The 14,964-nt window shown below is 77.3% G+C and carries 14 protein-coding genes; 1 reads left to right on the plus strand and 13 read right to left on the minus strand.

Annotated elements, in window-relative coordinates:
* Positions 1-8: 8 nt before the first annotated feature.
* From VM95_RS39150 to VM95_RS42810, 13 genes are all read right to left on the minus strand, one after another.
* The gene (locus VM95_RS39150) at positions 9-3,791 is read right to left on the minus strand and encodes an AfsR/SARP family transcriptional regulator (RefSeq protein WP_157882224.1); all 3,783 of its coding nucleotides are present in this window, start codon (positions 3,789-3,791) and stop codon (positions 9-11) included.
* A 164-nt stretch (positions 3,792-3,955) separates the two neighbouring features.
* Positions 3,956-4,339, minus strand: a complete 384-nt coding sequence (locus VM95_RS26715; protein WP_157882225.1) for a hypothetical protein — start codon at positions 4,337-4,339, stop codon at positions 3,956-3,958.
* A gap of 371 nt (positions 4,340-4,710) precedes the next feature.
* Positions 4,711-5,112, minus strand: a complete 402-nt coding sequence (locus tag VM95_RS26720) for a TadE/TadG family type IV pilus assembly protein (protein WP_045701213.1) — start codon at positions 5,110-5,112, stop codon at positions 4,711-4,713.
* Between the two features lie 71 nt (positions 5,113-5,183).
* Positions 5,184-5,600, minus strand: a complete 417-nt coding sequence (locus VM95_RS26725) for a TadE/TadG family type IV pilus assembly protein (RefSeq protein WP_244178957.1) — start codon at positions 5,598-5,600, stop codon at positions 5,184-5,186.
* The gene (locus VM95_RS26730) at positions 5,597-5,902 is read right to left on the minus strand and encodes a hypothetical protein (RefSeq protein WP_045701215.1); all 306 of its coding nucleotides are present in this window, start codon (positions 5,900-5,902) and stop codon (positions 5,597-5,599) included. The genes VM95_RS26725 and VM95_RS26730 overlap by 4 nt, the downstream gene beginning before the upstream one ends.
* 49 nt (positions 5,903-5,951) lie before the next feature.
* Entirely contained in the window at positions 5,952-6,830 is an 879-nt protein-coding gene (locus tag VM95_RS26735; protein WP_045701217.1) for a hypothetical protein, read from the minus strand.
* Positions 6,827-7,795 (minus strand): type II secretion system F family protein, encoded by a 969-nt coding sequence (locus tag VM95_RS26740; RefSeq protein ID WP_045701219.1) that lies wholly within the window; start codon positions 7,793-7,795, stop codon positions 6,827-6,829. The genes VM95_RS26735 and VM95_RS26740 overlap by 4 nt, the downstream gene beginning before the upstream one ends.
* Positions 7,795-9,447, minus strand: a complete 1,653-nt coding sequence (locus VM95_RS26745; protein WP_107073105.1) for a TadA family conjugal transfer-associated ATPase — start codon at positions 9,445-9,447, stop codon at positions 7,795-7,797. The genes VM95_RS26740 and VM95_RS26745 overlap by 1 nt, the downstream gene beginning before the upstream one ends.
* Positions 9,437-10,753 (minus strand): hypothetical protein, encoded by a 1,317-nt coding sequence (locus VM95_RS45535; protein WP_063773571.1) that lies wholly within the window; start codon positions 10,751-10,753, stop codon positions 9,437-9,439. Before VM95_RS45535 ends, VM95_RS26745 begins: the two co-directional genes overlap by 11 nt.
* The gene (locus VM95_RS26755; protein WP_052707600.1) at positions 10,753-11,649 is read right to left on the minus strand and encodes an SAF domain-containing protein; all 897 of its coding nucleotides are present in this window, start codon (positions 11,647-11,649) and stop codon (positions 10,753-10,755) included. The genes VM95_RS45535 and VM95_RS26755 overlap by 1 nt, the downstream gene beginning before the upstream one ends.
* 111 nt (positions 11,650-11,760) lie before the next feature.
* Positions 11,761-12,708 (minus strand): hypothetical protein, encoded by a 948-nt coding sequence (locus tag VM95_RS26760; protein ID WP_157882226.1) that lies wholly within the window; start codon positions 12,706-12,708, stop codon positions 11,761-11,763.
* Positions 12,702-13,325, minus strand: a complete 624-nt coding sequence (locus VM95_RS42805; RefSeq protein ID WP_157882227.1) for a hypothetical protein — start codon at positions 13,323-13,325, stop codon at positions 12,702-12,704. The genes VM95_RS26760 and VM95_RS42805 overlap by 7 nt, the downstream gene beginning before the upstream one ends.
* 136 nt (positions 13,326-13,461) lie before the next feature.
* Positions 13,462-14,316, minus strand: coding sequence for a hypothetical protein (locus VM95_RS42810; RefSeq protein WP_045701223.1), 855 nt, complete (start codon positions 14,314-14,316; stop codon positions 13,462-13,464).
* A 204-nt stretch (positions 14,317-14,520) separates the two neighbouring features.
* Between VM95_RS42810 and VM95_RS26775 the strand changes: the two genes are divergently transcribed.
* On the plus strand, positions 14,521-14,958 hold the full coding sequence (locus VM95_RS26775; protein WP_045701225.1) for a pyridoxamine 5'-phosphate oxidase family protein: 438 nt from the start codon (positions 14,521-14,523) through the stop codon (positions 14,956-14,958).
* Positions 14,959-14,964: the final 6 nt, after the last annotated feature.

Below are 14,964 nucleotides of genomic sequence, written 5' to 3' on the forward strand. Positions count from 1 at the left end.
CGGCTGCCTCAGGCGCCGGCCAGCAGGTCGCGCAGCAGGGCCACCGTGTCGGCGTCCAACTCCCGCCCGGTGCGCCGGGAGAGGGCGTCCAGGCGGTTGACGGCGCGCAGCAGCTGGTCGCGGGCGCCGGCCGAGGCGTAGGCGTAGAACAGGTCCCGGTGCAGGAGTTCGACGTCCGGGGCGACGGCGAGGCCGCGGAAGACGGCGGCCTCGGCGCTGCGGTGGTCGCCGTACTGCAGGCGGCGGGCGGCCAGTTCGTGCGCGGTGTCGACGATCGCCGCGATCATGTCCTGGCGCTCGGCCTCGGCCCAGCCGTACGAGGCGGGCGGGGCCTCGGCGAACGGGGCGCCGCGCACCAGGGCCAGGGCGTGCGCGAGGGCGGCGTCGGCGGTGGCGCTGGTGCTGCGCATGCCGCGCCGGTAGAGGCTGCGGAACTCGTCCCAGTCGCAGGTCACGGCCGGGGTGAAGGAGTAGCCCTCGGCGGTGTCGGTGGGCAGGAAGGCGCGGCCGTCCGGCGAGGCGCCGAACCAGCCCGCCAGGTCGGCGAGTTTGGCCGGCAGCGGGCTGCCGCCGTCGGCCGCCGTGGGGTGCGGGTCGAGGTGGGCCGCGCCGGGGTGCAGGTCGTGGTCGAGGGCGTGCCGGTCGGCGCCGGGGCGCAGCGCGAGGTAGACGGCGAGTTCGGTGAGCCGGGGCAGCGCGCCCGGTTCGACGGCGCCGCGGGCGCCGGCCACGTCGACCGGGCCGAGCAGGCGGATCCGGGGTGCGTTGCGGGTGGCGTGCGCCTCCGGGGAGCGGAGGATGGCCAGCAGGTCGTCGCTGTCGCTGCGGCCGGACGTGGTCCGGGCGAGCGGCGCGACGGCGGCGGGGCCGGCACCGGCGTCCGTGGCCGGGGTGTCCGCGGCCGGGGCGGGCTGCGGCGCGACCGGCTGAACGGGCTGGACGGACTGGACGGCGGGGGGCGGCGCCGCCGGGGACGTGTCGGCGTCCTCGGCAACGACGTCGGCCTCGTCGGCCCTCTCGTCGCCCTCGCCACCCTCGTCGCCCTCGCCACCCTCGCCGCCCTCCGGCGCGCCCGGCAGCCGCAGGTCGCGGGTGGGGTCGTCGACCCCCGGCGCTTCGTCGTCCGACGGCCCGGACGGGCCGGTGCCCTCGGGCCCGACCACCGCGTGCCGGCCCTGGCCGTTGACGGCGAACCGGGCCGGACCGGGCGGCACCTCGCCCGCGCCGCCCGGGGAGGGCAGCGGAGCAGGCGCGGCGGGCGCGGCAGCGGGCGCGGCGGCGGGCAGGGCCGCCGGACCCGGGGCCGGGGCCACCGGGTCGGTGCCCGCGAACGGGCTGGCGCCGGTGCCGATCACCCGGGCGAGCATCCGCGGCCCGGCGACGGTCCCGCCCGCCGCCGACGCCGTCGCCGTCGCCGCGTCCTCCTCGTCCCCGCCGCCCGGGGCGCCGACCGTCGCCAGCACCGGTACGACGGGCGGCAGTTCGGCGGTGTCGGCGTCGTCCTGGTCCGGGTCGAGGCCCGGGCCGTCCAGGGTCCAGGCGGGGGCCGGGTGCTGGGTGGTGTCGTCGGCGGCCTGCAGCAGGGCGGCGACCTGCTCGTACTGCGGGGCGCTGAGCCGCTGGAGTTCGACGGTCAGGTGCAGGCCGGGGATGGCGGCCTGGCCGCTGGTCGGCAGCGTCCAGCGGGCGACCGGGCCGGTGCCGCGTTCGGGGGCGCGGGTGATGACGGCCACGCAGGTGCGCGGGCGGGCGTCGAGGAGCCGGCCGAGCTCGGCGGGCAGGTCGCCGCCGGGCTGGTGGGCGCAGAGCACGATCTCCGGGATCCAGGACTCGTCGGCCTGGCCCCGGCTGCGGGCGTCGCGCGGGCTGGCGGCGTCGGCGGCGACCAGCGTGGCGCGGGCCTTCGCGGTGCGCGGGCCAAGGGCGGCGAGCGCGGCCTCCAGGGTGGCGTGGCGGTGGACGCGCTCGGCGGCCGGGCCGCTGATCGGCACCTCCTCGGCGAGGTCGACCAGGTGCAGGTGGAGCTTGTCGGCGAGCGGGCTGTGGGCGAGCTCGACGGCGAGGGTGCGCAGCACGTCCCGGGCGTCGTCGGGGTGGCCGGAGAGGTGGAGCAGCCGGACGGCCTCGAGGTCGGCGAGGACGACGGAGCCGTCCGGCGCGGTGCCGAGGGTGACCAGCGCCGGGTAGGGCGCGGCGGTCCTGCGGGCCTGGGCGGCGCTCAGCAGGTCGCCGGAGTCCTCGCTGCACCACCAGACGTTGGGGGCGTGCGCGGCCCGGAACGGGGCGATCGGCACGGCCGGGCCGGAGAGGTGCAGTTCGACGGTGTGGCCGGGGGTGATCCGGGCCGCGACGATGGCGGGCAGGCGCTTGCCGCCGCGCACGGTGTTGCGGGCGAGGGTGCGCAGGGCGCGGTCGAGCAGGTCGAGGCCGGTGTCGTCCTGGCGGGCCCGCAGTTCGTTCTCGAAGGCGGCGGCCTCGGCCTCGGGCATGGCGATGCGGTGCCGGGGGCGGCGGGCGCGCAGCTGGGTGCCGCGCTTGTGGGCGACGGTGCCGATCATGATGGCGGCGAGCAGCACGCCGACCGTGGAGGCGGCGAGGGCGACGGTGTAGCTGTCGTCGCCGGGGGCCGGGTCCGCGTGCGCCTGGGCCGGCGCGGGGGTGGGCGCGTGGTCGGGGGCGTGGTCGGGGGCGTGCGACGGCGCCGAACCGGCCGGGGCCTGGGTCGCGGGAGGCTGCGGCGTCGGGGTCTGGGCGGCCGGCGGCTGCGCGGGCGCCGGGGCGGGCGCGGGGTTCGAGGCGGCGGCCCCCGGCACCGCGAGGACCATCCCGGGCACCACCACGTCCGGGTCGGTCAGCCGTTCCCCATCCGGGGCCTGCACCCCCTTGTTGGCGTCGAACAGCTTCGGCCACGCCTCCGGGTCCCCCAACTCCCGCTGGGCGATGGCGGACAGGCTGTCGCCCTCCTGGACGGTCACCGTGGCGTGGCCCCCCGCCCCCGCCGCCCCCGGTTCCGTGCCGGCCTGCGGGGCCCGGTCCGACCCGGCCGGCGCCGGGTTCGCGGGCTGCGCCCCCGGGTCGGTGGCAGGGGCGGGCGCGGGCGCGGGTGCCTTCGCCGCGTCTGGCTTGGCGTCGGCGGGCATCAGCAGGTCCCAGCCGGGCTGGATCGGCCGCTCGGCGTCGAAGCGGGTGCCCGAACCGTCCATCACCCGGCCGTCGTTGAGCTTGGCGATCTCCACCCACCGTTCGCCCGAGCCGAGTTGGCGCTCGGCGATCGACCACAGGCTGTCGGCGGGCCGGCTGTCGCGCACCGTGTAGGTGGGCTGCTGTTCGGCGGCGGGCGCCAGGGCGGGCGCGGACTGCGCGGCGGGCAGCGCGGCCCGCTGTACGCCGGGCGTCAACTGGGCGGGGGCGGTGGCGGCGTGGGCGGCCTGGGGGGCGGCGGCGAAGGCCGAGCCGGCCACCGGGAGCAGCGCGAGGACGGAGCCGACCAGGCCGGCCGCGAGGCGCTGGCTCCAGCCGAAGGCCGGGATCCGCCGGGCGATCCGGCCGCGCAGCTGGGCCGGGACCTCCAGCAGGACGGAGAGCGCGAAGCAGGCCCAGGCGAGCCAGCCGACGACCACCAGCAGCCACAGGAACAGCCGTCCGTCGTCCGCGCCGGTGAGCGCCTGGCCGACGCCGTCCGGCGCGACGTCGCCCATCGCGGCGACCGCCCGGGTGCCGTAGAGCAACAGGGCGGGCAGGCCGAGCAGCAGGGCGAGCAGGGCGGCCAGCGCGCCGAGCGCGGCGAGCACCCCGGTGCCGCGGCCGGGCGGGCGCCCGGGGCCGGGCCGGGTCCGTCCCGGGCCGCCGAGTGCCGGTGCCCGCCCGGCACGTGTCCGGCGGCGGCTCGCGGTTCGGCCCCTCACCGGGCCGGCCTGGGCGGTTCGGGCCTGGTCCTCAGCACGTGGCGCGGCCATCAGTTGGTCTCCGCTTTCTCGACTCCGTGGACGAGGGTCGCACTGCCCTTGCCCGTAACCTTCCGCTTCCCGAGGCCGCCCAGCAGGACCGGCGTGAAGTCGGCCCGCACGGTGACGGTGACGACCCTGCCGTCGTCGGAGAAGTCGATCTCGTCGGCCCGCAGGCCGTACATCGCGAGGTAGGCGTCGGCGGCCTCGCGGACGTACTCCTGCTGGACCTTGATGCCCTGGCCCTGCAACACGGCGGCCTGGTCGAGCTGTTGGCCGCCGACCCGGGCGGCCTCCTGGGCGTAGGCGTCGGTCCGCTCGGCGACCCGCAGCCGGCCGCCGACGTCGACCACCAGGGCGATGACGAGCACCAGGGCGCCCGCGCAGATCGCCACGAACACGGCGACCGTGCCCCGGTCGGACCGACGCCGCCACGCCCCGGCCCGACGTGGACCGGTCCGCCACGCACCGGCCCGCCACGGACCGACCCGCCGTACGGCACCGACCTGCCGTGCGGCGCCGCGCCGTGAAGCACCGCGCCGCGTACCGGCCCGCCATGCGGCGATCCGCATGCTCATCCCCCCTCCCGATTCCGCACGCCGTCCTCCCCTCCGGCCCCCGCCGGGCGCCGCTCGGTTCCGTCGTGTCATCCCCCGGGCGCTCTCCGCTTGCGCATCCCCCGCCCGGGCCGTCCCCAATCCCCCGCCGTGCCCGCCCGCCGCATCCGGCCGTCCGTACGCGTCCCCGCCGGGCCGGCGGCCCGCCGTCAGGTGCCCCGGTAGCGGTCCACCACCGAGGTGAACTCGCCGACGAGGTGCTTCGTCACGGGCAGTCCGGACGGCCCGCCGATCAGGCCGGCCAGTTCGACGTCGCACTCGACGACGACCTTCACCGCGGTGACGGCCCCGCCGGGCAGGTCCAACGGAGCGGTGGAGACCCGGACGTGGCTGTCCCGGCAGACCACGCCCTGCTGGCTGAGCGTGTCCCGGGCGGTCCGCTCGGCGGGCTCGGTCATCCCGTCGACGCTGCGCTGCAGCGAGGCCGTCCGGGCGGCGGCGCGGGCGGCCGCCTCGACGGTGCCGGCGGCGGTCTGCACCCGGCCGGCGGCGACCGCCAGCAGCACCAGGGCGACCACGGCCGGCGCGATGATCGCCGCCTCGATCGCCATCCCGCCCCGGTCCCGCCGCCGTGGACGCGGCCACGACCGCAGCCGCAGCGGCAGCCGGGACCGCCGTCCGCTCACCCCGTCACCGCCGGCGGCACGAACCGCTCGCGCGGCGCCTGCGCGAACTGCCGGATGGTGGGGCCCTTGAGCCCGGGGATCAGCATCGGCGGGCTCAGCTCGACGGTGACCCGGATGGTGTCCGCCGTGCTGCCGTCGGTGCGCACCCGGTAGCCCTGCACGCCCGTCCGGTCGAGGAAGCCCTGCGCCTGCCGCAGGGCCGCCCGGTCCTTCACCTCGTCCGTCGCGTTGCCCTGCACCCGCCCGGCGTCCACGCCCTCGCGGGCGGCGGTGAGCGCGACCTGCCGGTCGTACCACCACAGCGAGGCCTGGACGACGAGCAGCACGAGCAGCAGGACGACCGGGAAGACGAAGGCCAGGCTCAGGCTCATCGACCCCCGGTCGCCCCGGCGGCGGCGGGTGCGGCGCGTCACGGGGTGGCGCCGCCCGCGCCACCGCCGCCGCCCGGCATGTTCGGGTCCTGCTCGACCTTCTTGACCACCTTGTCCTTCAGGAGGTACAGCGCCGTCGCGACGGCTCCGGCGACGGCCACCAACGCGATGATGGCGAGGGCGAGTTCGATGCTGATCGCGCCGCGGTCGCCGCGCGCCCGGGCGGCTCGCAGCCGCCCGAGCCGGAAGGTGAACAGCAGCGCCGCGAACTGCACCGGCAGCAGCGCGGGCCGCAGGACGGGCCACAGCAGGCGGCCGGCCCGGCGGGCGAGTCGTACGGTCATCGGGGTCTCCCGGGGGTGTGGTGTGGTGAGGAGTTGCGGCCGCTCGGCCTCAGTTGAGGATCTGGTGGATCGCGGGGAAGACGATCAGGACGGTCATCAGCAGGGTCAGGGCGGCCCCGGGCGCGACCATCCGCTCGCTGTCGGCGTTGGCGCGGGCCAGGTCCTCGGCGAGGAGTTCGCCGCGCAGGCCCTTGGCGCGGGCCCGCAGGGTGTCGTACACGGCGGCGCCGTCGTTGCCGGACAGCCGCATGATGTCGGCCGTGTCCTGCAGCGGGGCGAGCCCCAACTCCTCGGCGAGCGCGTCGAGTCCGGCCCAGGGCGGGAGGCGGTCGGTGGCGGCGCGCTCCAGCGCGTCGCGGATCCGCCGGAACACCGCGCCCTGCCCGACCGAGGCCGCACGGCGCAGCGCCTCGGCCGGCCCGCAGTCGGCGGCCCGTTCCATGGCGACGAGTTCGAGGTAGGCGGCGATGCCGTGCAGGTACTCGGTGCGCGCCTCCTTGGCCTCGCCGCGCACGATGGCGTCCGGGACGAACCAGAGCAGGCCGGCCAGCAGCGGCCCGGCGACCAGCGGCAGCGTGAACGGCAGGCCGAGGCCCATCAGCGCGGCCATCGCGCCGAGGTAGGCGGGCAGCACCAGGCCGATCACGGCGAACAGCAGCTTGTGCACCATGAAGCGGGCCGGGCTGCGGCCGATCAGGGCGAGTTCGCGGCGCGGGACGGACACCCCGCGCACCTGCAGGGTGCGCGCGCCGATCCGGTCGTACCAGCCCGGACGCTCGTCCGGGTCCTCGGGGCCGTCCGCGGGGGCGCGGTGCAGCCGGTCCAGCGCCTGGTGCAGGTCCGGTGGCGCGGGCCGCAGTTCGGCGATCAGCAGGGCGAGGCCGCCGGCCGCGGCGGCGCCGGCCAGCACGGACCAGGGGGAGATCACCGGGCCTCCAGGGGCGGTTCGGCGGGCTCCGGGCTGCTCGCGCCCGGCCGGCGCGCGCCCTTGCTGCGCCGGTCGGGGGCGAGCAGCCGGGGCACCGGCGGGTGGGAGGCCAGGGCCCGCATCCAGGCGATGACGGCGACGAACAGCGCGGCGACGACGGCGAGCACCACCTGGCCGAGGAAGGTCCCGTACGGGCGGGTGTACTCGGTGTTGAACGAGCCGACCGCGACGACCAGCACGATGATGCCGACCAGCCAGCGGATGGTGGTGCGGTGCTTGGCCCGGTCGGCCTCGATGGCGCGGCGCTGGCGGACCTCCTCGCGCACCGAGTCGGCCATGTCGGCGAGGGTGCGGGCCAGGCCGGGGCCGCTGTCGCCGGCCCGCAGGACGAGGGCGGCGAGCACCTTGTCGGCGGTGGCGTCGGCCAGGCTGTCGGCGAAGGAGCGCAGGGCCTCTTCGGGGCGCCAGCGGGCCTGCAGGCGGGCGGCGAGTTCGCCGATCTCGGCCTCCAGGGCGGCGGGGGCGGTGCGGCGGCTGGTGACGATGGCCTGGTTGAGTCCGACGCCGAGCAGCAGCACGTCGGCGATGCGCTGGGTCCACTCGGACAGCGCCTCCAGCCGCTCGATCCGGTGGGTGTCGGGGCGGGTGGTGTCGAACAGCCAGGGCAGGCCGAAGACGGCCAGCGGCACCAGCAGCGCGGTCAGCGGGATGCCGGTGAACAGCCAGGCCAGCGGGGCGCCGAGGAGCGCGAGCGGCAGTTGGACGCGGCGCAGCCGGACCATCCGCAGCGAGGCGGTGCCGGGGGCGCCGTACCAGAACACGTGGATGCGGCCGGCCAGCGGGTTCTCCCCGGCGTCGTCGCCGTCCGCGCCGTCCGCGCCCGGCGGTTCGGAGCCGCGGGCCCAGGCGGCGAGGGCGACCAGGCCGGCCGCGACCGCGAGCCCGCACAGGGCGTACAGCAGCATCACCGGGCGCCACCGCCGATCCGCAGCTGCAGCGGGGCGGCCCAACTCCCGTACCGGGAGCCGAGCAGGGCGGCGTCGAAGCCGGCCCGGCGCAGGTCGTCCAGGCACTGCGGCGGGGTGTGCGGGACGGCTCTGGGCTCGCCGAGTTCGGGCCGGGGGCCGAAGACGGTGTTGAGCGCGGGCCGGCCGCTCTCGCCGAGGCCGGCGACCTCCAGGACGTGGGAGACGAAGCGGTGCCGGCGGCCGCCGACGGCGGTCTCGTCGACCATGGCGACGTGCACGATGAGGTCCAGGGCGTTGGCGGTCAGCCGGTAGGCGAGCGCGTCGGACATGTGCGAGCCGTACTCCAGGCAGAGTTCGGCGATGCGGTCGACGACCATGTGCGGGCCACGGGCGTGCAGGGTGCACATCGAGCCGCCCTCGCCGTTGGTCATCACGCGCAGCATCGGGACGACCTCGCCGGAGCGGACCTCGCCGACGATGATCCGGGAGAGGGTCATGCGCAGCGCGGCGGGGATGAGGTCGCCGATCGTCAACTCCCCGGCCGGGCGGCCCTCGACGCGTTCGCCGTTGCCCTCGCGGGCCTCCATCGGGACGACCTGGCGCAGGTGGCCGAGGGTGTGCAGCCAGAGCTCGAACTCCGACTCCAGGGTGCCGATCCGCTCGTCCGGCGGGATCTCGGCGGCCATCGCGCGCAGCAGGCTGGTCTTGCCGACGCCCTGGGTGCCGGTGATCATCACGTTCTTCCGGGCCCGGATCGCCGCGGCCAGGAAGGCGGCCAGGGTGGCGTCCAGGGTGCCGAGTTCGACCATCTCGGGCAGCGTCGCGGAGGCCACCCGGTGGCGCCGGATCGCCACGTACGGGCGGGGCGTGACCTCGGTGAGCGCCTGCAGGCGCATGCCGCCCTCCAGGCGCAGCGCGAGGGTCGGGCTGGCGGTGGACAGGCCGCGCTCGCCGCCGCCGTGCTGGCGGGCCAGGTCCTGGAGGAGTTCGACGAGTTCGGCGTCGCTGTCGGCCACCGGCGGGACCTGGCGCAGGGGTTGGTGCACCTTGGAGACCCAGACGTCGTCGCAGCCGTTGACCAGGATGTTCTCGATCTCCGGGTCGTCCAGGTAGGGCTGGAGCCGGCCGGCCCGGAAGAGCAGGTCGAAGACGGCCTCGGCGAGGGCGCGGTCCTGCTCGCGGGTGGGCGGGATGCCGTGGGTCTGGGCGTAGGCGTCGGACCAGCGGGCGACGGCCTCCTCGATCAGCGCCCGGCCGCGCTGGCGGCGGGTGGCCCGGTCCGGCTCGGAGCCGGAGGCGGCGGTCAACCGGCTGATCTGCTGGTGCAGTTCGGCCGCGACCTGGCGCTTCAGCTCGCGCGCGACCTGCGGGTCGACGGCCGGCCGGGTGGCGGCGCCGCGCAGGTCGAGCGAGGGCAGCTGGGAGGGGACGGCGGTGGGCCCGGCCGCCGGGCCGCCGCCCTGCTGCGGGGCGGCGGGCTGCGGGGCGGCGGGCTGCGGCGCCACCGGGCCTGGACGGTAGGGCTGTTGAGGCTGTTGGGGGCTCTGGGGCTGCGGGACGCCCTGCGGCTGCTGGGCGTGCTGGGGCGGGGCCCAGGGCAGGGCGGCCGGGTCGGCCGCCGGGTGCTGGTGCAGGGGGCTACCGCGCACGGAGCACCTCCCCGGGGTTGTACGGGTACCGGCCGTTCACCAGATTCTGACGATCCGTCATGTCCGGCTGTTGGGGCGAGTACTGGTCGGACTGGTCGGCCTGGTCGGCGCGGCCGGACGGCCGCCACTCGGCCCCGGCCTGCTGCGGCTGCACGTGCGCGGGGAACGGCGCCGGCGCGGCCGGCTGCGGCGCCAGCCCGGCGAGCGGCGCCACGGGCCCGGTGGTGATCACCGGCGGCGTGGTCTGCGGCGGGGCGTAGGAGGGTTGCTCCGCCGGGCCGGCGGGGCCGTACGGGTCCGGCGCGCCGTACGGGAGCGTGCCGGTGTACGGGAGCGTGCCGCCGTACGGGGCCGCCGGGCCGGGGGTCGGCACGGACGGCGGGACCGGCCCGGGCACCTGTCCCGCCGGCGCCGGCGGGACAGGAGCGCCCGGGACAGCAACCGCCGGGACCGCGGCCGGCGGGGCCTGCCCGGCCTGGACCGCGGCCGCCCCCGCCGCGGGCAGCGGCACCGCGCCCGGCGCGAGCCGCTGCCGCCGGCGCCGGACCAGCAGTTGCACCTGGTCCGCCGCCGAGCGCGCGGTGCGCATCAGCTCCGAGCGGACGAACCGCCGGTCGGTGGTGTCACCGCCGTCCGAGAGGACCCGGGCGGTGCGGGCGGCGTGCGGCAGCAGCCCGAGCACCGGCAGCCCGAGCTCCCGGGACACCTCCGCCGCCGGGTACGGCCCTTCGCCGACCGGCAGCAGGGCGAGCGCGTCCGCCCCGGTGCCGCCGGAGGCGAGGTCCTCGGCGAGCGCGGCGAGCCGGGGGCGGGCCGCGCTGAGCCCGCGCAGCGTGGTGCGCACCACGGCCGCGACCACGTCCGCCCGGCGGGCGAGCACGGCGCTGGGGCCGGTGGCGCCGGAGCGGCCGAGGTCGACGATGACGTCGTAGCCCTGCGGTTCGAGGCCGTGCAGCAGTTCGGCGAGCGGTTCCCAGGTGTAGGCGAGGCCGGGGGCCTGGGCGGGGTCGGTCAGGCCGGGCAGCAGCAGCCGGTCGGCGTCGCCCTCGGGCGAGAGGTCGATCAGCTGTTCCCAGATGGTCTGGGCGAGCAGGCCGCGCCGGTCGGCGACGGCGAGGTTGCGCAGCCCGTACACGGCCTCGACCCGGCCTTCCAGGGCGCCGGCGAGCACGGCGCCGCCGTCCGGGTCGGCCTCGACCAGGAGGACGCGCCGGCCGGGCTGGAGGGGCCAGGCGAGCAGCAGGGCCAGGGCGGTCGTGGTGGCGCCGGGGGCGCCGGGGCCGCCGACCACCGCGATCACCGCCATCAGGCGCCGCCCGTCCCGGCCGGGGGCGCGCTGCCGGTGCCGGCGGGCGCGGCGCCGGCGGTGGGCGCCCCGGCCGGTGCTCCGGCCGATGCCCCGGCGGGCGCGCCGGACGGCGCTGCGGACGGTGCCCCGGTGGGTGCGCCGGACGCCGCCGGGGCACCCGCGCCGGGGGCGCCCGCCGCCGCGCGCGGGGCGAGCAGCACCTGGATCCGTCCGCTCTGCACCCACTGGGCGAGCCGGGGCCCGTCCGCCGCGCCGACCGCCACGTCGACGACCTGGCTGCCGTCGGTGTCCACCCGGCCCACGGTGATGACGGTCGCGGGCAGCGAGTCGGCCCGGCCGTTGTCGGGGGTGGAGACGACGACGATCTGCATCCCGGCCTGGAGGCGGCCGGCGGGCAGCTGGGTGCGCTTGGCGGACACCCCGACCACGATCTGCCCGGGCTGCACGGTGAGCGCCTGGGCGACGTCGGCACCGGTGAGCATGGCGCCGCGCTTGAGGTCGGTGGCCGCCCGCAGGCCGATCACCCGGCCGCGGTCCTGGGCGGACAGCGGCTTGAGCGCCGGGTCGCCGGCGATCCGGGCGGTCACCAGGTCGTCCTCGGTGATCACCTGCCCCCAGGGGACGTCCCGGGCGAGCGCCAGCACCGCGACCCGCTGGCCGGTGCTGTTGTAGAGCGCCGCGCCGCCGAGGCCGCCGGCGGCGATCAGCGCGACGGCCATCGCGAGCACCGCCGGGCGGCGGCGCCGGGCGCCCATGGCCCGGCCGGGGGTGTGCGGCGCGGCCCGTCCGCGGCGCCTGCCGTCGCCGTCGCCCGGCTGGTCCGGGGCGGCCGCGGACACCGCGGTGCCCGCGGGTGCGCCGGCCCCCGGCGTCGGATACGTACGGTTGTCCACCGGGTTCCGCCCTTCCCTCGTCCCTCGTCGTCCTCGTCGTCCCGCGCCGTCACTGCCGGACCGCCCCGCTGCCGCCGGGCGGTCCGCACCCGCACCCCCGTGCCCGTACGGTCAGTTGAGGACCTGCACCTCGGCCACCTTGAGCGTGGTGGCCTGCCCGACCCGGACCAGGCCGGGGATGGTGAAGGTCTTGTTCACCGAGCCGGTGATGACCACGTCGGCCGCGTAGACCGCCTTCACCGTCACCGTGAACACGCCGTCCTTCCTGCTGCCCGAGCCGGTGGTGAACTCGGTGCCGCAGTCGGGGGACTTGGCCGCGCCGTACGACGCCTGGTACGGCGTGCCGGCCGTCGCGCAGACGACCTTGCGGCCCTCGACGTCCCATTCGACGCGCTCCAGCCGGGAGGTGACGGCGACCTTGGCGCCCGCCACCCCCAGCGGGTCCGACTTCAGCGGGGTCGCGTTCTTCGCCCACAGCCAGACCGGGCTGTTCACCACGGCCGTGCCCTGCGGCGCGATGCCGACCTCCGGCACCGGGTAGGTGATCCGGTGGTAGACCATGTCCCGGGCTACGTCCTCCGGGGAGATCGGGCCCGCGCCCTTCCCGTTCTCCACGAACACGAACTCGGCACCGCCCAGCCCGCCGTCCGTCTGCGGGCAGACCTTGGAGTAGATCGCGCCCTCCGAGGGCTTGTGCCCCTCCCACGCCTTGTCGCCCTCCGGCAGCGGCTGGTCCAGCGGGTTGAAGTAGCACCCGGCGCCGTTGTTGAACCAGCCCAACTGCGGGTCGTGGCAGGCCCATTCCTTGCCGTGGTAGCCGCACACCGGCGGGCCGTCCGATCCCCCGCCGCCGCTGCCGGTGCCGCCGGTCTGCGCGGAGCCGGGGGTGGTCGTCGTCCCGCTGTCGGCGTGTTCGCAGATCACGCTCGGATAGCACTGCTCGGCCCCGGCCGACGGCGGTTCGTCCGCCGTCGCCGCGCCGGCCCCGGGCAGCAGCAATCCGGCGGACAGCGCCGCGGCCACCGCGAATCGCCGGCCCGCTCCTCCCGCGTTCAGCATGTCCGGCCCACCTCCCGCTTGAAGTCGTAGATCAGCCAATGCGCTTGGAAGTTGCGCAGGGATGCGGTGGCGACGTACCGGCTCAGCGCTCCGGCCGGTTCGCGCGCGGCCCGGGTCACGGCGTCGACGCGGTGCCAGCCCGACACGTCGACGCAGTCCTCGATCACGACGGTCTGCGGATCGCCTTTCAGGTCGACGGCCTTGACCACGGGGGAATTGCGCGGCTCGCCGGTCATCACCATTTTCGCGTCCCGCAGTTGCCGCAGCCCGGAGACGGTGTCGGACAGTGCGCGCCCGGAGGAGTACGCCTCCAGCGTGATGCCGTCCGAATCCGTGCGCCCGAAAGCCTCCGCCTGGGCCCGCCACCAGTCCTGATAGGTGCTCAGCGCGGAACGCCCGGCCGCGCCCTCCGGCCCGTCTGTCGGCGCGATCGAGCCGTTTGCAGAACCACTCGAAGGAGTTACCGGGTTCACTCCCGCAACGGTGGGCACCGCGGTCCCGAGACGATCGGCGGAACCCGCGGAACCATCGCCCGCACACCCGCCGAGCAGCACCACCAGAACCGCCCCACCGACGCCAATCGCCCCAGGGCGCAACACATTTCCGCGCTGCCGCATCGCCCCACCTCATCGCGACCGAACGATCCGTGATCCACGGCCGCCGGAAGAATTCCGCCGCCCTGCCGGTGTTTCCGCCGGGGATCGATTCTTCGCCAACCCACCCCATCACGGCAACACCTCAGGCCCCCTGACCTTACGCGGGAGGCGGTTGCCTCGGGGCACTTTCCCGCCACAGAACGGCCAACAGTTCTTCGGAAAGCGACAATCCGGCCAATGCGCCCCGAACGGCGGCCCGATTGCGCATCAACAGGCGCCCGCCCTGCGGCGGAACGAGCAGGCGCGCGCCGGGCCCACCGGACGGCGGGGCCGGGGCGCCGCCGTCGAGCAGCGCGGCGACGGCCGGCTGGAGGTCCGGCACGGACACGGCGGCGGGGGCTCCCGGGACGCCGCCGCGCAGCACGGCGGTGAGGGCGTGGCTGAACGAGCCCTCGCCGCCCGGCAGTACGGCGTCCCGGCCGCGTCTGCCCGGGGCGTACCGGCCGACCCGGCCCCACAGCGGGACGCGCGGGTAGCTGAGCAGCTCGCCCGCGCCGTCCTCGCCGCCACCGCGTTCGAGCGCCGCCCAGGTGTCCCGGTCGGCGACGGCGTCGACCAGCAGCAGCGCCTCCTCGTGGCCGCCGTGGACCATCGCGCTGACCACCCAGTCCCAGGCCAGGCCGCGCCGGTAGGCGTTGTCGGGGGTGCTGCCGGCGGTGACCAGGGCGAGCCGGCGCCCGCGCGGATCGGCCGCCAACTGGCCGACCAGGCACACCAGCAGCCAGCGGCCCGGGTGCTGCGCCGCCTCCCGCACGGCGGTGAGCATCGCGTTGGCGTCCGCGTCCGGGGGCACCACGGCGACCCGGCAGCCGGCCGCGCCGGTGTCGAAGCACATCCCGGGCAGCACCTCGGCGAGCAGCCGCGCGCCGTGCGCCGCCCGCGCCGAGCCGCCGAAGGCCCGGTCGGGCCCGCCGTCCGCCCCGATCACCACCAGGTCGACCCCGCCCGCCATCCGTCCGCCCCCTCCCGTGCCGGCCTCGGGCGCTCCCGGGGCCGCCGCCCACCGCGCCCCGCCGCCGTCCTGCGGGCGGGCGCGCGACCTTGCGCCGCCGGGCAGGCTACCGCCCCGGACGGCCGCCGGCGGGGCTCCCGACCCGTCCGCCCAGGGACCATGGGCCCTATCGACGCACGCGCCGACCGGAGGACGATCGGACGCATGGAGCGTGAGGACCGTGTGGAGACCCTGGGCGAGGCCGAGTGCCTGCGGCTGCTCAGCACCGTGCCCGTGGGGCGCGTGGTGTACACCGAGCACGCGCTGCCGGCCGTCCTGCCGGTCTCGTTCGAGGTGCTGGACGGCCTGCTGGTGCTCGCCGTCCGCCGGGACAGCGCGACGGCGCGCGGGCTCGACGGCACCGTGGTGGCCTTCCAGGCCGACCTGCTGGACCCGGTGACCCGCACCGGCTGGAGCGTGCTGGTGCACGGGCGGGCCGACGTGCTGCGCGACCCCGAGGCGGTGCGGCGGGTGCTGCGCTCGGGGCTGCGGCCGTGGGTCGGCGATCCGGAGCCGCAGTTCGTCGCCCTGGTGCCGGAGCTGGTCAGCGGGCGGCGGCTGTTCCCGACCGGGCGGCGGCCGGGTTTCGCGGACCGCTCCTGACAGATA

This window comes from Streptomyces rubellomurinus (assembly GCF_000961885.1).
In the GTDB taxonomy this organism is placed as follows: domain Bacteria; phylum Actinomycetota; class Actinomycetes; order Streptomycetales; family Streptomycetaceae; genus Kitasatospora; species Kitasatospora rubellomurina.